A 24,127-nucleotide genomic window follows, 5' to 3' on the forward strand; every position below is an offset into this window, starting at 1 on the left:
TGATAAAATTCACAAAAAGTTCAATTTACTAAATTTTAACTGAAATTTTCATTTAAATTTAAAGTCGTACGGTATATTAAGACTATAGTATGATGATTTTAAACGTAGATTACAGTATAGTTAAGTTAAATAAATCAATGGCTTTCATTCGGAGGTTAGCGTTATGAACAAATTATTACAGTCTTTATCAGCATTAGGTGTTTCCGCAACTCTTGTTACACCTAACCTAAGCGCAGAAGCTACTGATAACTCTATTCCAGAATTAAAAGGTACAAAAGATACAATTATACATAAGGGAGAAGCATATCAACCATTAAAAGGTGTCCGTGCGTTTGACAAAGAAGATGGCGACCTGACACATAAAATAACTGTAGATGGTGATATTGATACTTCAAAGCCAGGAAAATATAAAGTCGTTTATAAAGTTGAAGATTCAGATGGTGCAATTGGAAAATCAACACATTATATAGAAGTAAAATAATCAACTAAATTACGTTAAATTGCTTCCAATATACCTATATAAACAACTAAAATTATCCATTATATTAAAATATGGCACTTTTCACAAAATGTACACATAATTTTAACAAATCTTTAAAAGCCCGTCAGACCTTGAGTCTGTTGGGCTTGTTTTAATTTTACAATAATTTTTTCCTCAGAAAGACTTGTAAATATTGCGTAATATCTTAAAATTGATGGTAAGCCCTACAATTGTAGTATTAGGAGGTCAAAAAAGTGTCAAAATTTAAGTCTTTGCTTCTACTCTTTGGCTCACTAATTTTACTTAGTGGCTGTTCCAATGTAGAAGTTTTAAACCCAAAAGGGCCGATGGCAAGTGACTCGAAGTTCTTGATTATCTATTCAATCATCTTCATGCTTGTTATTATTGCCGCGGTGCTTATCATGTTCGCTGTGTTCTTATTCAAATACAGAATAGGAAATACATCAGAATCTGGTAAAATGCACCACAACTCTTTACTTGAAACAATTTGGTTTATTGTTCCTGTGATTATCGTAATTGCTTTAGCCATTCCAACGGTTAAATCACTTTACGAATACGAAAAACCACCGGCTAAAGAAGATGACCCACTTGTTGTTTACGCTACGAGTGCTGGTTATAAATGGTTCTTTAGTTACCCTGAAGAAAAAATCGAAACAGTTAATCACTTAACTATTCCGAAAGATCGTCCGGTTATCTTTAAACTCCAATCTATGGATATGATGACTAGTTTCTGGATTCCACAATTAGGTGGTCAGAAATACGCGATGACTGGTATGACGATGGACTGGACGTTAACTGCTGATAAAGAAGGTACGTTCAGAGGTCGTAACTCAAACTTCAATGGTGAAGGTTTCGCTCGTCAAACATTTGACGTTCACTCAGTAAGTCAAAGTAAATTCAAGGATTGGGTTAAAGATGCTCAAAGTCAAAAAGTATTAGATCAAGATACATTTGACAAGCAACTTTTACCTACTACTGAAAACAAAAACTTAACTTTCAGTGGTACGCACATGGCGTTTGTTGACCCTGCTGCAGATCCTGAGTATATCTTCTATGCTTATGATCGCTATAATTACGTACAAAAAGATCCAAACTTCAACTCTGAAAAACAAATTACAGAGGATATATTAGATAAACCGGATCAACCTGCACGTAAACCACAGATTACAAACGCTAACTACGAACGTCATGGTATGAAAGCCATGATCTTAGGCAACAAAGAGCCATATGATGGTAAATTCAAGAAAGATGAATCACATAATATGGACGAAATGGAAAAAATCTCAAAAGGTGCTAAAGATAAAGAAGCATCTAAAATTGAGAACAAAGATCAAGAGCATGGAGGTGGACATTAATGAATTTTCCATGGGATCAATTGATCGTTCATGGTAACTGGATGATTACAATGGCACAAATTGGTGCGCCATTCTTAGTTATCGGTGTGATCGCAGTAATTACTTACTTCAAGTTATGGAAATATCTTTACAAAGAATGGTTCACATCTGTCGACCATAAGAAGATTGGTGCAATGTACCTAATCTGTGCAGTATTAATGTTCGTTCGTGGTGGTATTGACGCATTACTTATTCGTGCTCAATTAACAATTCCAGATAATAAATTCTTAGAATCAAACCACTATAACGAAATCTTTAGTACGCACGGCGTTATCATGATTATCTTTATGGCAATGCCTTTCGTATTTGGTTTATGGAACGTAGTTGTACCATTACAAATTGGTGCACGCGACGTTGCATTCCCTGTATTGAACAGTATTAGTTTCTGGTTATTCTTCGCAGGTATGATTTTATTCAACCTTTCATTTATCGTAGGTGGATCACCTGCTGCTGGTTGGACAAACTATGCTCCACTTGCCGGAGAATTTAGTCCAGGACCTGGGGTTAACTATTACCTAATAGCAATCCAGATTTCTGGTATCGGAACATTAATGACAGGTATTAACTTCTTCGTAACAATACTTAGATGTAAATCACCTACAATGAAATTTATGGAAATGCCAATGTTCACTGTAACAACTTTCATCACTGCATTGATTGTTATCTTGGCATTCCCTGTGTTAACAGTTGCTTTAGCATTATTCACTACAGACAGAATTTTTGGAACAGCATTCTTCACCGTTGCTGACGGTGGTATGCCAATGTTATGGGCTAACTTCTTCTGGGTATGGGGGCACCCTGAAGTATATATCGTTATCCTACCGGCATTTGGTATATATTCTGAAATCATTCCTACATTTGCTCGTAAACGTTTATTCGGACACCAAAGCATGGTGTGGGCAACTGCAGGTATTGCATTCTTAAGTTTCTTAGTTTGGGTTCACCATTTCTTCACAATGGGTAATGGTGCTTTGATTAACTCATTCTTCTCAATTACAACAATGTTAATTGGTATACCAACCGGTGTTAAACTATTTAACTGGTTGTTCACTTTATACCAAGGTCGTATTAGTTTTGAATCGCCAATGTTATTCTCATTAGCCTTCATCCCTAACTTCTTATTAGGTGGGGTTACTGGTGTAATGTTAGCGATGGCTGCAGCAGACTATCAATACCATAATACTTATTTCTTAGTGGCACACTTCCACTACACATTAGTTACTGGTGTTGTATTTGCCTGTCTTGGTGCTTTAATCTTCTGGTATCCTAAGATGACTGGTTATAAATTAAATGAGACATTAAACAAATGGTGTTTCTGGTTATTCATGATCGGATTTAACGTTTGTTTCTTACCACAATTCGTACTTGGATTAGATGGTATGCCTCGTCGTTTATACACTTATATGCCAGAAGATGGTTGGTGGTTATTAAACGTAATCTCAACTATCGGTGCCCTATTAATGGCATTAGGCTTCATGTTCTTAGTAGCAAGTATCGTATACAGTTTCTTCAAAGCACCACGTGAAGCAACTGGTGATAACTGGGATGGTTTAGGTCGTACTTTAGAGTGGTCTACTGCATCAGCAATTCCACCTAAATACAACTTCGCAATCACTCCAGATTGGAATGACTATGATACATTTGTTGATATGAAAGAACACGGTCGTCATTATTTAGACAACCATAATTACAAAGATATTCATATGCCTAACAACACTGCTGTTGGTTTATGGATGGGTATCTTTATGACGATTGGTGGTTTCTTCTTAATATTTGAAACTATCATTCCAGCAATTCTTTGCTTAATTGGTATCTTCGGAACAATGATTTACCGCAGTTTCCAAGTCGACCATGGTTACCATATCCATGCAGAAGAAGTTGCTGAAACTGAAAAACGTTTACGTGAAGCACGTATAAAAGAAAGGGAGGCTGTAAGTCATGAGTCATGATGCTAACACAATAGATTCTCGTTCGCATGAAGGTAATTTGAATAAACTTGGCTTTTGGATTTTCCTTACAGCAGAATTCTCATTATTTGGTACGTTATTTGCAGCTTTACTGACATTACAACATGGTGGCGACTATGCTGGTAAAATGACTACTGAGTTATTTGAATTACCACTTGTATTAATAATGACATTCTCGTTATTAATTAGTTCTTATACTTGTGGTATTGCAATTTACTACATGAGACAAGAAAAGCAAAAACTAATGATGATTTGGATGATTATCACTGTATTGCTTGGTGTAGTGTTCGTTGGTTTTGAAATCTATGAATTTGCTCACTATGCACATGAAGGTGTTAATCCAACTATTGGTTCTTATTGGTCTAGTTTCTTTATTCTATTAGGAACACATGGTGCCCACGTTTCATTAGGTATTGTTTGGATTACATGTTTATTAATCCAAATTGCAATGCGAGGGTTAAATAAAGATAATGCTCCTAAATTATTTATAGTAAGTTTATACTGGCACTTTTTAGATGTTGTGTGGATTTTCATCTTCACTGCCGTATATATGATAGGGATGGTGTATAGCGGATGAATACAATAGTAAAACACACTGTAGGCTTTATCGCTTCTATCGTTCTAACTATCTTAGCAATATTCGTAACATTGTATACTTCAATGTCATTGAACGCTAAGATTACAATTATTTTCGGATTTGCTTTCATTCAAGCAGCTGTTCAATTATTAATGTTCATGCACTTAACTGAAGGTAAAGACGGTAACGTCCAAGGATTCAAAGTAGTATTTGCGATTATCATTACTTTAATCACTGTTATTGGTACGTACTGGGTTATGCAAGGTGGACACTCAAGTCACTTATAATCCAAAGTAAAAGACTTCTCTTCGGAGAAGTCTTTTTTTTATTGTTATGATTTAAAGTGCTTCACAACATTTATTCTTTATTTCATTGTAAAATAATATTATAAGCAAAGTATTTTATTCTTATTATAGGAGGCTATTTATAATGTCTAATAAATTACCAATTATTATTGATACTGATCCAGGTATAGATGATGCTGCTGCCATTAGCATTGCGCTGAACCATCCTGAATTAGATGTAAAAATGATTACCACAGTTAATGGAAATGTAGGAATTGATAAAACTACTGCAAATGCTTTGAAACTCAAACAATTTTTCAATAGCGATGTACCGGTTTATCAAGGCGCTGCACATCCATTGTTAACAGATATCGTTGATGCAAGTGTTGTCCATGGTGAGTCTGGCATGAATGGTTATGACTTCCCTGCTATTGATCAATCGGCCATAAGTGATGTTCATGCTGTAGAAGCAATGAAAACATTACTGTTACAAAGTGACACCCCTACCACACTTGTACCTATTGGACCACTTACGAATATTGCACTACTACTCTCTACATATCCAGAAGTAAAACAACATATCCGTCAAATCGTGCTCATGGGCGGCAGTGCTGGTCGAGGAAATATCACACCATTAGCAGAATTTAATATATTCTGTGACCCTGAGGCTGCACAAATTGTCTTTAATTCAAACCTACCCATTACTATGGTTGGTCTAGATGTTGCTAGAAGTTCTACACTCAGTCATGCTACTGTTAATCAATTAAATCAGTTAAATCAAACTGGCAAAATGTTACATCAATTATTCAGACATTATCGTGGCGATGATTTTGAGAAAGGTACAAACGTTTATGATGCTTATACCATTCTCTATTTATTACATCCTGACAAATTTGAAACAGCTCAAGCAAATGTACAAATAGAAGTATCAGGCCAATTAACTAAAGGTGCAACTGTGACTGATTTTAAATCACCACAGCCAAATTGTACTGTTGTATTATCAATTGATCCTGAAATTTTCAAAAATTTATTTATAGATTCCCTCCAACATTGCATCTAATATACTAATCATATACAAAAAGGTTAAGACAATTTCATCTCATTGTCTTAACCTTTTGTTTTGGTTCATCATAAATACTTACATAAAGTTATTGATTGCCCACTTGATAAGGAACACCCACCTCATTATATGTACCAATCTGATTCAAAATATTTTTGTATATATATTCTAATAAATTTTCATTTTTAAAATCAAATGTCTCATAGTTAGAACCTAATACAATGATATAACGATTATTAAAATATACTGTGAACGTCTGTCCAAAAAACTTACCATTTATCCTATTCTTATCAGCAAAAGTATAAAAACCATATCTATATGGAATTGGATACGACTTTGTGTAGCTTTCATGAATTAATGGCCCTGTCACTTGGCTATTGAAAAATTGATTGTTTTGTAAACCATAGACTAATTTACACATATCTAGTGGTGTCATATAAAGATTACCAGCACCATAATAATGATTTAAATATTTCGTACGTTGTGCATGTGGTTGCTCACTACCTTCATTCAATTTATAACCCGTTGCCATTTTAAACTTGAAATTTGGATTATTATAGAATGCAGTATGTTGTAAATGTAATGGTTTTAACAAACGTTGATCAAAATTCTCCTCGAAAGATTTACCAGTGATCGTTTCGATAATTTGTGCAAGCACTAAATAATTCGCATCATTATAACGATATTTATTATAATAAGCCTCATCTATGCCTTGTTTGTGGATCGCAGTGACAGCATCATCTAACTTTTTGTATTTTAAGTTAGGTTTATATTTTGCTAAACCACTCTTATGAAAAATTAACTGTTTTACGGTAATTGGTTTATCTGTTTTAAACCATGGTATATACGTTTCGATAGATTGATTTATATCAACTTTATGTTCTTCTTCAAGTTGCTTAATCATTATACCAGTTGTTAGTTTTTGTACAGAGCCAGTTAAATACATTGTGTCGGGCTTATTCGTCCGATTTTTTGTAAAGTTTTGCAAACCGTAACCTTTGTTTAACTTCAATTGGCCATTTTCATATATTGTTGCCGTTCCGTTATATTCATTTTCACTCAAATAATGATCAATATCCTTAATTTGCGGAGAATTACTCATAACTGTCGGAAGCTTTAAGGTTATATGTGATTCATTATTTTTTCTATCTAAATTCTGTTGCTGATTATTCGTGATGCGTGTTTCATTTTTGTTGTGAAATACCTGTATGCTTGTGTAATAAGCCATTAGGAAAATTCCAGTGATCAAAAAAACTGCAATAATTGTACGTATAATTGTTCTTGTTGTCATTCATGTTGCCTCTATACGTCTTATTTTATTGAATCAATATATTGATTCACAAATTCAGTTGATATTTTATCGATATCTTCTACATTTAAAGAGAAATAAATTTTCATTTTTGGTTCTGTACCTGATGGTCTTAATGCAATGAATCCTTCATCAAAAACAAATCTGATTAAATTAGCTTTAGGAAGTGTTAATGATTCTGTTGTTCCCTTTACTTTATCTGTTAAATATCCTGATTCATAATCTTCAACCTTTTTAACTTCTAAACCACATAAAGTTGAAAGTTCATTACTTCTAAAGTAATTCATAATACGATTAATTTTTTCGACACCTTCTGTCCCTTCAAAAGATGGCGCCAGTGTTCTATCCTTAAATGCACCAATATTTTTATAAATATCTTCCATCTCATCTTTGAATGTCAAACCATTATTAGCAAGCAAATTCTTATACTTAATTAATAGAGGTACAATCTGAATTGCATCTTTATCTCTTGAAATCGTTTGTGCTAAGTAACCATGACTTTCTTCAAATGCTAGTAATAGTTGTTGTTCATTTTTATTTTCCTTCTCTTCTAAAAGATGAGATATAAATTTAAAGCCAGTTAAGACATTATTTACTTCAACATCTAATGCAAGCGCTAATCTCTCTGCTAATTCACTTGTAACTATTGATTTAATAATAAATTGAGACTTGTTTGCATCAGCTAAATCTTGAAATCTTAATTTCATTAATAACAAGCCAATTTCATTACCATTGAAATAACGATAATTATGATTATCATATCGTTCAATAAATCCAAGGCGATCAGCATCTGGATCTGTTGCAATAATCATTTGTGCATCAGTTTCATTTGCCAATGCTAAACCACGCTCAAACGCTGCTTCATCTTCAGGATTCGCAATTGCAACAGTTGGAAAATTACCATCCGGTAACGATTGTTCTGTCTCTATAACATAATTATTGTATTCAAGTTCTGATAATATCTCGGATACAACTGGTAAACTTGTACCATGTAGACTGGTTAAAACAACTTTAGAATCTTTAATATCGATTGAACCAACAAGTTGCTTTACATTTTCTTTATAGGCATTGGTCAAATCTTCATTAATATATAAAATTTGCTCTTGCTCGACTTGTTGTTCGAAGTCACCTTTTTCAATTTCTAAAGGAGATTGTATACGATTTATGTATGAGCTGAGTTCTTCTGATTGTTCCGGTAACAACTGGCCACCTTTTGCGTCATATATTTTAATACCATTATAATTTTTAGGATTATGGCTCGCTGTAATCATTACGCCTGCATCAGCCTTTAAATGTCTAACTGCAAATGATAATTCAGGCGTTGACTTATAATCTTTTGCTAATATTGGCGTTACACCATTCTGAGCTAAGACACTGGCCATTTCTTGTGAAAATGCCTTAGATAATAATCTAGTATCAAAGTGAATGACTACATTCGCACCTGTTACCTGCTCATTTAAGTACTGTGCAAGTCCCAAAGCAACTTTACGCACTGTAAATGCATTAAGTCTAGCAGGACCTAATCCAAATGTACTTCTTATGCCAGCAGTACCAAACGTTAAGTCACCTTCAAATGCTGCAGCTCTTTCTGTTTCAGTTTGTTCATTATAAAATGGTTTAACTAAACTCTCATCTAATTTATCTAACCATAGTTGTTTCATTCTCTGAGTTCCTCCTTATATCAATCACACAAGGTTAATAATAATTTTCATATTTTAATATTAATATATTTATCATTATATCGTATGTCTTTAAAGAAATCATTTTTCAGACGTGCCATCAATTATTTAACAATAAATCTTAGTTGTGCAAAATTATTGTTTACCCCTATTTTTTAACTTAAACAAAATTCCTTAAATTTACGACTATATTCTTAGTTGAATTTTTTTAATGTTAGTTATAAAATTATAAGTTATAGTACATTTTCTTCTTTACAATAATTTAACAAAGTTAAAAAGAACTATAACTTTCAGAAAAATATAGTAATATGTACAAATCATATGCATGGGGAGCTTCAAACATGAATAAATTTTTTAAATATTTTTTAATATTTCTATCTTTAATTCTTGTAGTTGTTCCAGTAATATTTGCTGTTATTTTATTAAAATCATCCCAAGGTGCTTTTGAAAATTCATTTAACAATGGAGATTCTTCGCGACAATCCAATATTCGTAGCGAAAAGGTGAATCCTTCAAAAGACCCGGTTTCTATTTTATTTTTAGGTATCGATGAAAATAGTGGGCGTGAGAAAAATGGGCAAACTACTGAACATTCAAGAACAGACGCAATGATTTTATCCACTTTTAATGCAGATAAAAACCAAATCAGAATGCTAAGCATTCCTCGAGACACAATTAGTTATATTCCAAAAGTCGGATTCTACGATAAAATTACACACGCGCACGCATACGGTGGCCCTACTGCTTCAATGGACTCAGTAGAAGCAACACTAAACGTTCCAGTTGATTATTACGTTAGAATTAATATGGAAGCATTCGTAGATGCAGTCAATGAACTTGGTGGTATTTACTATAAAGTACCCTACGATATAAATGAACCAAACACGAATGATACAGGAAAGATTAAAGTCAAGAAAGGCTACCAAAAATTAAATGGTGATCAAGCGCTAGCTGTAGCTAGAACAAGACACCATGACTCTGATTTAAAACGTGGTCAAAGACAAATGGACTTATTGAAGATATTATTCGCAAAAGCTCAAAAATTAGATTCATTTGATAAATTAGACGATGTCATTCAAATCGTCGGAGATAATTCGAAGCACAATTTTAGTTCCAAAGAAGTAAAGGCATTAGCAACTAAATATTTACAAAATGATATCGATATTAAAAGTAAGCAACTTAAAGGTGAAGATGATTATTTAGATGGTATTTATTATTATAATCCTAGCCTTAAAAGTATTATGAGTACATCCAACTTATTAAGAAAAGACTTAGGTTTACCAAAAATTAAAGATAAAGATGACTTTTTAAATAAACGTGTGAAAGATTTTTATGGTACACTCGTACCACAGACAGAAATTGATAAGAGCTTATTGCGTAAAAATCAAAACGATAGCTCAGATGATAGTGACAATCAACAAGATTCAACATCTACCGAACAAAATAATTCTACTGAGTCGCCTGATTCAACACAAGACAATACCAGCCAACAATATGACTCAAGTCAAGATCAATCAAATTCTCAACAAAGTGACGTTGACCAACAACAAGACGCTAACCAACAACAGCAAAATGATGTAAATCAACAACAGGCACCATCCGCAGAACCTTCACAACAAGCGCCTACCGGAGACGTGCCTACTAACCAATATTAATCTGTAGAAAGGAGCTCAAATGATGTCGCGAAAAACATATGAAAAACTTGCACACGTTAATGGGATGTTCAATGTTTTAGAACAACAATTGATTCACAGTAAAGATATGGCATTATTTAGAAATGAATTTTTCTATGTAAACCATGAACATCGTGAAAATTATGAAGCATTGCGTATTTACTATAAAGATAGTGATGAAAATCCAGTTGTTGACGGTGCATGTTATATTGTTGCCCTTCCAGAAATATTTGATAAAGTAGATGTGTTTGAATCTGAATTGCCATTTACATGGGTTTATGATCAAAACGGTATTACAGAAACAATGAAACAAATCAGTATACCTATCCAATATTTAATTGCAGCTGCTTTAGAAGTAACAGATGTCCATCTTTTCAAACCATCAGGTTATACAATGGGAATGAATAATTGGAATATTGCACAAATGCGTATTTTTTGGCAATATACTGCAATCGTTAGAAAAAATGCACAGTAAGCTACTACCCTATCGTATAAACGGTAGGGTTTTTTTAATAATCACAAGTCAGGAGATAAAAATATGTTTGAAATTGTAAGAAACGAGAAAATGATGAATGATGCGTTAGACATTAGAAAAGAGGTTTTTGTAGAAGAACAAGGCGTACCTATTGATAATGAAATAGATGAATTTGAAACCATCGCCACACATATTATTGGATACGACCAACACGGAACCCCTTTTGCGACAGCTCGCTTTAGAAATGTAGATAATGTGGCGAAGATAGAACGTGTAGCTATTCTAAAGCAGTACCGTAAACACGGGTATGGCAAACAACTCATGCAAGCCATAGAACATGCCACTGTTGATGAAGGTTACGATACAGTTAAACTTAATGCACAATGTCACGCTCAAGCATTTTATGAATCAATAGGTTATCTTTCATATGGTTCAGTATTTTTGGAAGAAGGTATTGAACATATCGCCATGAAAAAATCTATAAAATAAACTTAATCTAAGAATTACATTTAAACTTCATTTATCATTTGTAATATTTAATATAGTGTAATTTTATAACAATATATTATTAAAGCGTTATAACGCTTTAATTAATATTTTCTTAATTATCCGACATTGAATAAGATTAATTTTATATTACAAAATGATGAAATTAAACAACTCATACTTTAGACGTATTATAATGACACTAAATAATTTTGTTAAAGGGGCAGTTTAATGATTAATAAAAAGTTTACTTATAAAGTACCATCAATTGTAGCACTTACGTTTGCAGGTACTGCTTTGACAACTCATCATGCTCATGCAGCAGAAAATACACAAGATCAAACAAAAAATAAAAATGTGTTAAACGATGAGCAAACTCAACAACAAGGTAAGCAAATTCAAGCAGAAATTAGTAAACCAACAACTAATATTTCTGGAACACAGGCCTACCAAGACCCTACGCAAGTTAAGTCACAAGATGCTGATCAAGTATCTAATTATGATGCACTTCTAGATGATTTAAACAGCGACTCAACAGAAGAAGCAAATACATACACAAATGAAACAGCTTCAAATTCAGAAACTGATGCTGTTACAACTCAACAATCAGATGCGACAGCTGATCAACAAAATTCTGAAGCTAACGACGAGAGCTCAACTCAAGAAGATATGTCTTCTAAAGATGAAACAACAACTGATCAACAAAATTCTAAAGTTAACGATGAAAGCTCAACTCAAGAAGATATGTCTTCTAAAGATGAAACAACAGCTGATCATACAACCACTCAAGAGACTTCATCTGCTGAATCTCAAGATATGAAGTCTCAAGACTCAAATGCAACTGAAGATGCGACAACTAACAGCAATACTTCAGAAAGCTCAGTTAATGAACAACAAAGTACTGAAGATACAACTGAACAGTCAGCACAACTTGATACAAATAACACTAATGTTGAAGCAACACAACAAGACGAAGCTCCAACTACATCAAACAGTAATGTTGCAACACAAGAGAGTGATGCTAATTCTGATCAAGCTTCTACTTCAACAAATGAAGTGAAATCAGATGATAATGAAGAGGATACATCAGCAAAGAAACAAGATGATAATACTACTGATGAGCAAATTTCTAGTGATTCAACAGTAAACGCGAATCAAGTTAAAGATAGTGCTGATTCAACAGCTTCAACTCAAGACACTAATGATAACAACAGTGCATTAGAAACTAATCATGAAGATGGCGCTGTTGCAGTAGCTACTAAATCAGATTCAACAGACAATGCTTTAGAGTCAAATGAGCAAACTACAACTACTGAACCAGTTGCAAGAAAGGTAGCAGTAGCATCAAACAACGACACAGATGAAGACACTACATCTGATGTAACACCTATGTTAAGAACTGCTAATTACACTGCGAATACTTCACAAGCTACAACTACACGTGCTGCAGTTAAAAAAGAAGCAACTACTAAGTCAACATTGCAAAGATATACACCACAAGTCAATTCATCAATCAATAATTATATCCGTAAAAATAACTTTACGGCACCAAATTATGAACAAGATATTGCTAGTTATTTACCACAATATAACTATCGCTATGGTAAACCTGAAGGAATCGTTATGCATGATACAGCAAATGATAATTCAACAATTACTGGCGAAGTTAACTATATGAAGAATAATTACAATAGTGCTTTCGTTCATGCGTATGTTGACGGTAATAGAATTATTGAAACTGCGAATACAGATTATTTAGCTTGGGGTGCAGGTGCTCCTGCTAACGAACGTTTCATTCATGTTGAATTAGTACACACACATGATTATGATTCATTTGCACGCTCTATCAATAACTATGCTGATTATGCCGCAACTAATTTACGTTACTATGGTTTGAAACCTGATAGCGCTGAATATGATGGTGCTGGAACAGTGTGGACACACAAAGCTGTAAGTACTTATTTAGGTGGCACGGATCACAGTGACCCTCATGGTTATTTAGCAGCGCACAATTACAGTTATGATGAATTATATGATTTAATATATGAAAAGTATTTAATCCAAACTGGTCAAGCTGCGGATTGGGGTACTACATCATCAAATAATAGTGGTAGTACGAACACAGATGACACACCTAAAACAGGACAATTATCCGTTAAGACAAATAGCGGTGTAGGACGTATCAATAGTAAAAACAATGGCGTCTACACAACTGTATATGACAAAAATGGTAAAGCAACAAACCGTACAAACCAAACCTTAAAAGTTACAAAAACAGCTACTCTAGGCCAAGAAAAATACTATTTAGTATCAGATTATAATAAAGGTAATTTAATTGGTTGGGTTAAACAAAATGATGTGAATTATAACACTGCAAAATCAGTTGCTAAAATTAATAAGAGCTACAAGATAAAACCAGGCGAAGTTCTTTACAGCGTACCTTGGGGAACAAGTTCACAAAAGGTAGGCACAGTATCTGGTAAATCTGCACAAACATTTAAAGCAACGAAACAACAACAAATTGGCAAAACAAACTACCTTTATGGCACAGTTAATAAAGTATCTGGATGGGTAAGTTTAAGTAAATTAACATCAAACAGTACTACAACCCCTTCTACTGATACAAATAAATTAGTTGTAACTAACCTAACAAACCAACAAGGTACAGTTAATAAAACAAATAGCGGTGTTTATACATCTGTTTATGATAAGCAAGGTGTACAAAAATCATACGTTAATGGTAAAACATTTAAACTAAGTAAAAAAGCTGCACTAGGTAGTAAACAATTTTACTTAATTACAGATAATAAGACGAATACAAATATGGGTTGGATGCTTACTAAAGATATCCAAGTTAAAGAAGCTACAAAAGCAAACAACACTGTAAATAAAACAACAAATGTAAGCAAAATTGGTCAATTAAATACGCAAAATTCTGGAATCAAGACAACAGTATTTGATGAGCAAGGTAAAGATGCTTCTAAATTCTCAGGTAAGACATACACGATTTCAAAGCAACGTACTCAAGGCGATAATACGTATGTATTAATTCAGAATACAAACCAAAAAACACCTATCGGTTGGGTTAACACTAAAGATATTAATACGCGTAATTTAACTAAGGCAGAAGCTAAAAAAGGTCAATATACAATTAAACCTACAAACAATGGTCTATATGCGATTCCTTGGGGTACAAAGGCACAACAAATTGATACTTTAAACAAAGTTGGTAACAATAAATTTAATGCATCGAAATCATTATTTGTTGATAAAGATGAATATATTTATGGAAATGTAAACAACAAGACAGGCTGGATTGCTGCTAAAGATTTAAACCAAGCAACAACTCAAAGCAACCCTACACCACTCAAATATGACTACATTATCTATAATGAAAATGGCCAATATTACTTAGACCCTACTGCTACTAAAGGTGCTGGTTCATTAAGAGACTTCTATGAAGGTATCTTTGATGTATTTGAACAACAAACAATTAATGGTATTACTTGGTATCATGGTAAGTTATCGAATGGTAAAACGGTATGGATTAAAGCAGCTGATTTACGCAAAGAACTTGTAAAATACTATGCAACTGGAATGACTTTAGATCAAGCTGTTGCGCTACAAAAAGGTCTAAATACAAAACCACAAATCCAACGCATACCAGGTAAATGGGAAGATGCAACTTCTGCTGAAATCAAATCAGCGATGGATTCAAACAAATTAGTTAAAGATGCAACTCAAAAATACCAATTCTTACGTTTAGATAAAGCTCAAAATATTAATGCAACAGATTTAAATAAACTATTAGTTGGTAAAGGTATCTTAGAAGGTCAAGGTGCTGCATTTAGTCAAGCTGCTAAAGAAAATAATATCAATGAAGTGTATTTAATTTCACATGCCTTATTAGAAACTGGTAACGGCACATCTACCCTAGCTAATGGTGGCAACGTCGTGAATAATAAAGTAGTTACAAACCAACCTACTAAATATTATAATATGTTTGGTATTGGCGCTGTTGATCACGATGCTGTTAAGCAAGGCTTTATTACTGCTAAAAATAACGGTTGGGACTCAGTTAAGAAAGCGATTGTCGGTGGTGCACAATTTATCGCAAGCTCTTATATCAATCAAGGACAAAACACATTATATAAAATGCGTTGGAACCCTGATAATCCTGGTGTACACCAATATGCAACAGACGTTGCTTGGGCCAAACATAATGCTACAAGAATTAAATCATTCTATGATTCAATGGACAAAGTAGGTAAATACTTTGATGTAAACACTTATAAATAAAGCTTCAATTTCATAAAATTTATGACAAACTAAATAAAGAGAACATGTATCCTTGTAGTAGGATACATGTTCTCTTTAATTTTTAATTTAAGACTTATTACAAATAGATCAACTAAATATGAGCATGATGGACATTTAACTTATTGAGTAATGCATTTAAATTTTCTATATCCACTGCTGTTAAGTTTTGACAACGTGCTTCTATTAAAGCAACGCGTACTTCATTGATTTGTCGTACTAATGCTTTAGCTTCATCCGTTAACGTTAAATCTTTACATCTTAAATCACGACTTGATTGTTTACTAGTAATATAACCCATATTACATAACTTCTTTATCCATCTCGATACAATGGATTGTTCTTTGTTAATTTTCATCGTAAGATCATATTGCGATAATACATCATAACTATATAAGATTCTTAACATTTCTAATTGCTCTGATGTTAAATCTGTACGCTGACCAAAGCGTCTACTTACCAAGTTTAAATCATTGCTTGTTAATGTGATTAATTGTTCTAGCTGTTTATACATGTTGTTTCATCTCCACTATTTAGTTGTTATCTATCTATATATTTAATTATTTTATTCTATAATATTATAATGTTATTCGGGTATATATACAATAAAAATCTACAATGTGACCTATTTCGTTGCATAACCCATTCATTTTATAATAAATTAGTAACAGTAGTATTTAATTTCTACAGAGTAAACAAAAGGAGAATCATGATGAATCAATTAAAAAACAGGGATTACTTCTTTGACAATGCAAGAGCGTTATTGATTTTCCTCGTCGTATTCGGTCATTTATTACAACCATATTCTGGTGAAAGTCGTTTTTTATCATCTTTATATCTGACAATATATAGCTTCCATATGCCTGGTTTTTTATTTATATCAGGATACTTTGCCAAAAAAGCTGGTGAAGGTAGATATATTGAAAAAGTATCAAAAAAACTATTAATTCCATACTTTATATTCTTTGCATTCTTTTCGATATATTACTTTTTAACTGGCAAAGAAGACAGTGTTAGTATGGATCCATTTGATCCAGTATTTGCATTATGGTTCTTGCTCACACTATTTTTCTTCCATGTTATTTTAGTAATAGTAAAGGAATATAAATCATACATTGTTTTACCGATAGCAATTATTGTATCTCTATTTGCCGGATACTCAGACGATATTGATACGTATTTGAGTTTTTCAAGAACAATTATGTTCTTCCCAATTTTCTATTTGGGCTACTTATTTAAATTTGAACATACTAAACTATTTAGAAATAAAAAATTCATACCAATAGCGTTACTTGTATTGGCTGGGTTCTTTACAATTTATTACCTTCACCCTATCAATTCTGATTGGTTACTCGGAGATTCACCATATATCTCTTTGGAAGGTAAGCAAGATTTATATAGTCCAGTTAAAAGATTGCTTTTATACTTTGTAATATTAATTACAATGTTTTCATTTTTAATATTAGTACCTAAAACAAAAAGATTCTTTACATACATAGGTAAAAGAACCATGTATATTTACTTACTACATGGTTTAGTTATAGGCGTTCTACGTGGATACAAAATATATCCATTTAAAGATGATATTTCAACACTTACTTATGTATATTTAGTCTTAGTTACAACACTTATAGTTTTTATATTATCTACGCGGTTTGTAACAAAATGGACGAACCCAATAATCAATTTACAATCCCCTTCTAACTTTAAGGGTTAATTTTAAAATACTGAATTGTAATTATTTCAAATATGTTATGATAGATATACTTTACAATGTATCGACAATCATACATATGATTACAATTCGGTATTTTTTCTTGAGGTGGAATATAAATGAAATTATCTTTAAATGAAAACTCAAAATTTTTAAAGGCACCAAGTATACGTCAATTCTCAAATCGCATGAAACATATCGATGATTGTATTAACTTAACCATTGGCCAACCTGACTTTCCAATGCCAAAAGTAGTTAAGGATGCCTATATTAATGCAATTAAAGAGAATAAGACGACTTATTCGCACAATAAAGGATTACTAGAAACTCGAACGAGTGTTAGTAAATATTTCGAACAACGTTATCATTTTACATATGATTCAGAGGAAATAATTATTACAAATGGTGCTAGTGAAGCTTTAGATACGGCATTAAGAAGCATTATAAATCAAGGGGATGAAATTTTAATTCCTGGTCCTGTATATGCTGGTTACATACCATTAATTCAAACTTTAGGCGGTATTCCGGTCTTTATTGATACTACGGAAAGTAGCTTCAAATTAACTCCAGAATTAATAGAATCACATATAACCCAAAATACAAAAGCCATTTTGCTAAATTATCCAACCAATCCAACTGGTGTCACATTAAGTTATAATGAAGTGGAAGCTTTAGCTCAGTCCTTACAAGACAAGGAAATATTTATAATTAGTGATGAAATTTATGCTGAAAATACATTTTCTGGAGAACATACATCATTTGCTCAATTCACCCAATTACGCGACCAATTATTATTAATTGGTGGCCTGAGTAAGTCACACTCAGCAACAGGTATTCGTATAGGCTTTTTAATTGGCCCAGAATATTTAATTGAAAAGCTAACATTTATGCACGCATATAATTGTATTTGTGCAAATGTGCCTGCTCAAATAGCATGCATTGCTGCTTTAAACGAAGGACTAGAAGCGCCACAATATATGAATGAAGCATATATTGAACGTCGTGACTATTTAATCGAACGTCTTGAAGCATTAGGCTTTGAATTAGACGCAAAACCTGAAGGCGCATTCTATATATTCCCTAGCATCAAGCAATTCACTGACAATGACTTTGATTTTTGTGTAGATGTCTTGGAAAAGGCACATGTTGCCATGGTTCCTGGATCTTCGTTTACTGATATTGGACAAGGCTATGTTCGTATCTCATATGCATATGAATTAGATGCGTTAAAAGAAGGTATGCGTAGATTAGAAAGTTATATTAATCAATATTACAAGTAATTATTTTTAAACAGCACAACATTTCAATAAATCAAAAAGACACCATGTTTACATTATTCGTAAATGTGGTGTCTTTAATATGTATATGCTTTTTAATAAATGCACGATCTGTTTATCTCTTTTCTATATTATAAATATTACGCTCTGCAAAGTTTCTTAACATGTCATGATACGCAAAAGACTCATCATCATTCATATTAAACTGACTAATTACATCTTCACTAATTTGGTTAAAATGTTCCTTTAATTCTATACCTTTATCAGTTAATTGTACCTTTACTCTACGTTCATCATCTTCATTTCTCATACGTTTGATCAATGATTTCTTCTCTAGTCTTTTAATTATAGGACTAATTGTACCTGAGTCTAGATATAATTCATCACATAATGTTTTAATATATATTGGTTTATCATTTTCAATATATAGTAATACAATGTAATTTGGAAAGCTAATATCATACTGCTTTAAATATCTATTAAAACGATTAACAACTTCTTTACTAGTTATATAAAACAGATAACACATTTCTTTTCGCATTTTATTATCTACAGTTGATGTCATTGTTCTCTCCTCAATCCTTTTATTATAATATTAATATATAGTTTAAATTTAGTCAAATATAATAATAAATAGGAAAAGAAGTTTATAAAACTCAATTTACACAAGCAATTCAATCCTACAAAGTCTAATTTAAGAAATTAATTAATATATTTTTGATATATCATAAAAAAAGATTAATCCAGTTATGGATTAATCTTTTTCAATATTATGGAAATTTAGGGAATTGATCGAAATCTGGATCGCGTTTTTCTTTAAAGGCATCTCTACCTTCTTTAGCTTCATCAGTTGTGTAGTATAGTAATGTTGCATCTCCAGCCATTTGTTGTAAACCTGCTAATCCATCTGTATCAGCATTCATTGCTGCTTTAAGGAATCTTAATGCAGTTGGAGAATGTTTCATGATATCTTGACACCATTTTACTGTTTCATCTTCAACATCTGCTAAAGGTACAACAGTATTTACAAGACCCATATCTAAGGCTTCTTGTGCATTATATTGGCGACATAAATACCAAATTTCACGCGCTTTTTTATGGCCAACGATTCGAGCTAAGTACCCAGAACCATACCCAGCATCAAATGACCCCACTTTTGGTCCAGTTTGACCAAAGATTGCATTGTCTGCAGCAATCGTTAAATCACAAACAACATTTAATACGTTACCGCCACCAATTGCGTAACCTCTTACCATTGCAATGACTGGTTTTGGTATAACACGTATTAATCTTTGTAAATCTAATACGTTTAAACGAGGAATTTGGTCGTCACCAACATAGCCACCATGGCCGCGCACTTTTTGGTCTCCACCTGAACAAAATGCTTTGTCACCTTCACCAGTTAAAATAATCACTGAAATACGTTGATCATCTCTAGCTCTAGAAAATGCATCCATCATTTCTTGTACAGTATTTGGTGTGAAGGCATTTCTTCTTTCAGGACGATTAATCGTAACCTTTGCAATACCTTCAAAAAATTCATATTTAATCTCTTTATATTCTTTTAATGTTTCCCACTGTCTAGTCATTTTGCTCCTCCTTATGAATAAAACCTAATACTATTTTATCAAATTCTTGCTGTTGTTCCACATGAACTGTATGACCACTCTTAGAAATATCATAGATATCACTCTGTGGAATCAATTGTTTCATAGACTCAGCTATCTTACAAAACTTTTTATCTAATTCACCAACTATTATACAAGTAGGTGTTGTAATTTGTGAAATCATTGGCCATAAATTTGGCATTACTCCTGTGCCATAATCTCGCAATGCTTTGGCTAAACGATTTGGGTCTTGGCTTAAACGCATCTTTCTAATACGTTTTTTTAGTTCCTTATCTAAATCATATTGTGTATAAAATAATGGTAACTTTTCCCAATCATTTACAAATATTTCTAATCCGGCAATATCCAGTACCTTGGCTCTAGCAAAATCAACTTGCTGACGTTCTGTTCTTGCTGCATCTTCTTGTAATCCTGGTGAAGTACTTTCCAACAGTAATCCTTGAAGCTTAACTACACCATTTAAAGCATAATACAGTGCAATTCTGCCTCCCATTGAGTAACCGTGCAAATATATTTGATAATCTGTAAAATTTGCCAATGTATCATTTAATTCATTACAAATAAAGTCAAAATCCCACACTTTATCTTTATCAGATGCATCTTGACCATGTCCTGGTAAATCAACGGTCAAGATATTAACAGCTTCTGACATGGTCTCTAAATGCTCATCAAACGTACTCTGATCACTTATGAAGCCATGTAACATAATTAATAGCTTTTTCGAATCTTGTTGTGATTGATGAAATTTATAATGTAACATTGATAATATCACTCAACTTTTTATATAATTTTTGATGTTGTTCTAAATTATCCTGTCTATCCGTTATAATTTCATAAATATGTGCGCCAAAATTTGAGAGAGCAGCATATTTAAATGACTCTATACTTTCAAACCTTTCAAATGTAAAGTCATAAAGTAATGCCGTATGTTCAAAGTTTAGACCAGTTGGCGTTCCAAATAGACGTTCGAAATACTGATCAGCTGCATCCTTCTGAGGTAAATAAGAGAAGATGCCACCACCGTCATTATTTAATAAAATAATATTTAGACTTATATCATTTAACTTAGACATTAATAAGCCATTCATGTCATGATAAAATGCCAAATCACCTATTAAGAGTGTCGTCTTTTTATGGACTGCCATACCTAAAGCCGTTGATATCACACCATCTATACCGTTTGCTCCTCTATTAGCATAGATATTTGCTTCACAAGTCATAAATAAATTATCTATATCTCTAATAGGCATACTATTACTCACAAATAAAGCGTCTTCGTTAGTCAATTTATCTAATACATTTCCTACAAAGGCAGCCTCATCTGTTGCAGATTTAATGTAATCCTTAACCTCAACTTGAGCTTGCTTTTCAAGGGTTTGCCATTTTTCTAACCAACGCTTACGTTCGACTGTCGCTGTTTCAGACAATTGTCTAAAAAAGTCATTGGCTGACATTTCAAATGATATGCTAGGTGGAATAGGAAAAGCATCTGGAACATCATTATTTTGTACCAATATTTGAAATGCATCCGTTTGTTTCAACCATTGATTTAACTTTTTAGAAATCACAGGCTTGCCAACACGAATAATGAAATCCGGATCAACATCTAAACCTGATCTATACAACAAGTCATACGTTGTAACTACATTCGGATGATGTTCCTTTCTAAGTTGACTTAATGGATCAGCCAATATGGGCACATCATGAATAGTCGAATATGTTAGGACTTGTGTAACATCTTGATGTTGTGTATCACCGACAATAATCAAGCCTTTACGTTTTTGTACAATATTTAAAATGTTATCTAAACTAGTCGTTTTTTGATAATGCGGTAATTGTTTCGTTTCAGTTGTTAATAAATAATCTTTGTCTAAATCAGGTGTTAATGGCTCTCTAAATGGTAAGTTAAAATGAATTGGCCCTCGATGTGGTCCAAATAAATATTGACTTGCCTTCTGCATTTGAAATTGTATCGTTTGAATCATATGATTAGCAGTATCACCTGAATCCGCTATTGGTAAATCAAATTGATAGTTAACAAAGTTCTCAAACATATTCGTTTGATTAATAGCTTGAGGTGCCCCAATGCCTCTCAACTCATGAGGACGATCGCTCGTTAATACAATTAGTGGCAAATGGCTTAATTGGCTCTCTGAGACAGCTGCAGTATAGTTAGCAGCAGCACTCCCAGAAGTGCATAAAATCGCAACAGGTTTCTCACTACCCTTTATCAATCCAAGCGCAAAAAATGCCGCACTACGTTCATCTGGATGAACCCAAGACTTCATTAACGGATGCGCCTCAATTGCTATTGCTAGCGGTGTCGAGCGTGATCCAGGACTAATTACTACTTCTCGCACACCATATGCATATAATTCTGAAACAAAAGTAAATACTTGATCGGTTAAAGCTGCAATATGCTTACTCATAATCATCGACTCCTAAAGCCTTCATCATAGGATTAAATTTGACCGCTGTTTCTTCAACTTCACTATCGGCATCCGAATCAAATACAATACCGCAACCAGCATATAATGTAGCTTGGTTCTTTTTAATAAGCATCGAACGAATCGCGACAATAAATTCACAGTTATCATACATATCAATATAACCAGCTGGTGCGCCATACAAACCTCGTGTACCGAATTCATTTTGTTCAATATACTCAATGGCTTCTTTCTTTGGAAAGCCACCTAACGCAGGGGTTGGATGCAAACTATCCAACAAACCAATATACGACTCATCAATTAATTGTCCCTTGATTTTTGTATATAAATGATACAAATGATCATTAGTTAAAATTTGTGGTTCTTTATTAAATTCAATATGTTCAACATATGGTTTAATATCATGCAATATACTTTCAACAACAAAACGATGTTCATTTAAGTTCTTTTCATCATTTAAGAATGCATCAATATTTGCTTTATCGATTGCATCTTCATGCGTGCGCTTAATCGTCCCTGCAACAGCTTTAGTTGATAATACATCGTCATTCACTTCCATTAATTGTTCTGGAGTTTGTGAGAAAAATACACTTCCTTGTGATTCCAGAACAAATAAATAGCTATTTCGTTCACCTTGTATTGCTTGTTTTAATATATAGGGGATGTTTATATCTTTATCAAATTGAATCATTCGCTTACGCGCAAGTACAATTTTTTTATTTTCGTCTAAAATATCGATTGTATCTTTAACTAAATCACGCCACTCATCTTTATATATATCTTCGATGCGTTTAATCTCTCCACGTTCAAAATCTGGTGAAATATTCGGTTGAGTTAATTTCTCAATAATTGCTAAAAATGTTTCAATTTCAAATTTATCTGTCTCAACAGTATAAGTGATATATGATTTCCCGTGTTCCATTGTTACCAACACTTCAGGTAAAATAAAGTGATTGATACCAAATTCACGCCATTCATCTCCCGATTTATGAGAAGAAAATTGAAATCCTCCACATATCTTAAGATGATGCTTTGTAGAACTCGGATGTATTAAAGCAATGTCATTTTTATATTTTTCCCATTCTCTGAAAATAGACTGTTTATTTTCAAAGTCATTTTTAAACCTCTTAATAGCATGATAGCCAAAGAATGAAGTTTCGTTGTCATTTTTTCTAAAATAAAAACGGTCACCTGCACTATCTTCTGTTATATGAAATAATTCAGTCGGGTCTAATTCATAGTCCAATGTTGCTTCAACTGAAACCCAAGTATGCTTACTCTCATATACCGCTTCGACAATTTCACTTTCCTTGACGTCCAATGTCATCTATTTCACTT

Annotated in this window: 20 protein-coding genes; 12 read left to right on the forward strand and 8 right to left on the reverse strand. The window is 32.9% G+C overall.

Features of this window, described 5'->3' with window-relative positions; genetic code table 11:
- The first annotated feature begins 163 nt into the window (after positions 1–163).
- From ACY191_RS11000 to rihC, 6 genes are all read left to right on the forward strand, one after another.
- Entirely contained in the window at positions 164–481 is a 318-nt protein-coding gene (locus ACY191_RS11000) for a DUF5011 domain-containing protein (protein ID WP_042739868.1), read from the forward strand.
- Between the two features lie 254 nt (positions 482–735).
- Positions 736–1,857 carry a cytochrome aa3 quinol oxidase subunit II gene (gene qoxA, locus ACY191_RS11005; protein WP_042739867.1) on the forward strand — a complete coding sequence of 374 codons (1,122 nt, stop codon included), beginning with the start codon at positions 736–738 and terminating at the stop codon, positions 1,855–1,857.
- Complete coding sequence (gene qoxB, locus ACY191_RS11010) at positions 1,857–3,845, forward strand: cytochrome aa3 quinol oxidase subunit I (RefSeq protein ID WP_107512261.1); 1,989 nt, start codon at positions 1,857–1,859, stop codon at positions 3,843–3,845. The genes qoxA and qoxB overlap by 1 nt, the downstream gene beginning before the upstream one ends.
- Positions 3,835–4,440: a cytochrome aa3 quinol oxidase subunit III gene (gene qoxC, locus ACY191_RS11015; protein WP_042739865.1), complete on the forward strand. Its 606-nt coding sequence runs from the start codon at positions 3,835–3,837 to the stop codon at positions 4,438–4,440. The genes qoxB and qoxC overlap by 11 nt, the downstream gene beginning before the upstream one ends.
- Complete coding sequence (gene qoxD, locus ACY191_RS11020) at positions 4,437–4,727, forward strand: cytochrome aa3 quinol oxidase subunit IV (protein WP_042739864.1); 291 nt, start codon at positions 4,437–4,439, stop codon at positions 4,725–4,727. The genes qoxC and qoxD overlap by 4 nt, the downstream gene beginning before the upstream one ends.
- A 142-nt stretch (positions 4,728–4,869) precedes the next feature.
- Complete coding sequence (gene rihC, locus ACY191_RS11025) at positions 4,870–5,784, forward strand: ribonucleoside hydrolase RihC (RefSeq protein WP_229367106.1); 915 nt, start codon at positions 4,870–4,872, stop codon at positions 5,782–5,784.
- A gap of 88 nt (positions 5,785–5,872) precedes the next feature.
- Here the strand turns inward: rihC and ACY191_RS11030 are convergent, their stop codons facing one another.
- Together ACY191_RS11030 and ACY191_RS11035 are read right to left on the reverse strand one after the other, a co-directional pair.
- Positions 5,873–7,075 carry a serine hydrolase domain-containing protein gene (locus ACY191_RS11030; protein WP_042739862.1) on the reverse strand — a complete coding sequence of 401 codons (1,203 nt, stop codon included), beginning with the start codon at positions 7,073–7,075 and terminating at the stop codon, positions 5,873–5,875.
- Positions 7,076–7,095: 20 nt separating this feature from the next.
- Positions 7,096–8,754, reverse strand: a complete 1,659-nt coding sequence (locus ACY191_RS11035) for a phospho-sugar mutase (RefSeq protein ID WP_042739861.1) — start codon at positions 8,752–8,754, stop codon at positions 7,096–7,098.
- Positions 8,755–9,113: 359 nt separating this feature from the next.
- On the opposite strand from ACY191_RS11035, the gene ACY191_RS11040 reads away from it, so the two are divergent.
- From ACY191_RS11040 to ACY191_RS11055, 4 genes are all read left to right on the forward strand, one after another.
- Complete coding sequence (locus tag ACY191_RS11040) at positions 9,114–10,427, forward strand: LCP family protein (RefSeq protein WP_042739860.1); 1,314 nt, start codon at positions 9,114–9,116, stop codon at positions 10,425–10,427.
- Between the two features lie 22 nt (positions 10,428–10,449).
- A complete protein-coding gene (locus ACY191_RS11045) occupies positions 10,450–10,920 on the forward strand; it encodes a DUF2538 family protein (protein WP_042739859.1) in 471 nt (156 codons plus the stop codon).
- Positions 10,921–10,983: 63 nt separating this feature from the next.
- A complete protein-coding gene (locus ACY191_RS11050) occupies positions 10,984–11,409 on the forward strand; it encodes a GNAT family N-acetyltransferase (RefSeq protein WP_042739858.1) in 426 nt (141 codons plus the stop codon).
- A 228-nt stretch (positions 11,410–11,637) separates the two neighbouring features.
- A complete protein-coding gene (locus ACY191_RS11055) occupies positions 11,638–15,705 on the forward strand; it encodes a GW dipeptide domain-containing protein (protein WP_229367105.1) in 4,068 nt (1,355 codons plus the stop codon).
- A gap of 112 nt (positions 15,706–15,817) precedes the next feature.
- Here ACY191_RS11055 and ACY191_RS11060 read toward each other — a convergent pair whose 3' ends face one another.
- Positions 15,818–16,237, reverse strand: a complete 420-nt coding sequence (locus ACY191_RS11060) for a MarR family transcriptional regulator (protein WP_042739857.1) — start codon at positions 16,235–16,237, stop codon at positions 15,818–15,820.
- A gap of 198 nt (positions 16,238–16,435) precedes the next feature.
- Here ACY191_RS11060 and ACY191_RS11065 point away from each other — a divergent pair, with 198 nt between their 5' ends.
- Together ACY191_RS11065 and ACY191_RS11070 are read left to right on the forward strand one after the other, a co-directional pair.
- Positions 16,436–17,440 carry an acyltransferase family protein gene (locus ACY191_RS11065; protein WP_042739856.1) on the forward strand — a complete coding sequence of 335 codons (1,005 nt, stop codon included), beginning with the start codon at positions 16,436–16,438 and terminating at the stop codon, positions 17,438–17,440.
- Positions 17,441–17,556: 116 nt separating this feature from the next.
- Positions 17,557–18,717, forward strand: coding sequence for an aminotransferase class I/II-fold pyridoxal phosphate-dependent enzyme (locus ACY191_RS11070; RefSeq protein WP_229367104.1), 1,161 nt, complete (start codon positions 17,557–17,559; stop codon positions 18,715–18,717).
- A 112-nt stretch (positions 18,718–18,829) separates the two neighbouring features.
- Here ACY191_RS11070 and ACY191_RS11075 read toward each other — a convergent pair whose 3' ends face one another.
- The 5 genes from ACY191_RS11075 to ACY191_RS11095 form a co-directional block, all read right to left on the reverse strand.
- A complete protein-coding gene (locus ACY191_RS11075) occupies positions 18,830–19,279 on the reverse strand; it encodes a MarR family winged helix-turn-helix transcriptional regulator (protein ID WP_042739854.1) in 450 nt (149 codons plus the stop codon).
- Between the two features lie 205 nt (positions 19,280–19,484).
- Positions 19,485–20,303 carry a 1,4-dihydroxy-2-naphthoyl-CoA synthase gene (gene menB, locus ACY191_RS11080; RefSeq protein ID WP_042739853.1) on the reverse strand — a complete coding sequence of 273 codons (819 nt, stop codon included), beginning with the start codon at positions 20,301–20,303 and terminating at the stop codon, positions 19,485–19,487.
- Positions 20,296–21,102 (reverse strand): 2-succinyl-6-hydroxy-2,4-cyclohexadiene-1-carboxylate synthase, encoded by an 807-nt coding sequence (menH, locus tag ACY191_RS11085; protein WP_042739852.1) that lies wholly within the window; start codon positions 21,100–21,102, stop codon positions 20,296–20,298. The genes menB and menH overlap by 8 nt, the downstream gene beginning before the upstream one ends.
- Positions 21,089–22,771: a 2-succinyl-5-enolpyruvyl-6-hydroxy-3-cyclohexene-1-carboxylic-acid synthase gene (gene menD, locus ACY191_RS11090; protein WP_229367103.1), complete on the reverse strand. Its 1,683-nt coding sequence runs from the start codon at positions 22,769–22,771 to the stop codon at positions 21,089–21,091. Before menD ends, menH begins: the two co-directional genes overlap by 14 nt.
- Complete coding sequence (locus ACY191_RS11095) at positions 22,764–24,116, reverse strand: isochorismate synthase (protein ID WP_042739850.1); 1,353 nt, start codon at positions 24,114–24,116, stop codon at positions 22,764–22,766. The genes menD and ACY191_RS11095 overlap by 8 nt, the downstream gene beginning before the upstream one ends.
- Positions 24,117–24,127: the final 11 nt, after the last annotated feature.

It is taken from the genome of Staphylococcus sp. TCBT05 (assembly GCF_055179755.1).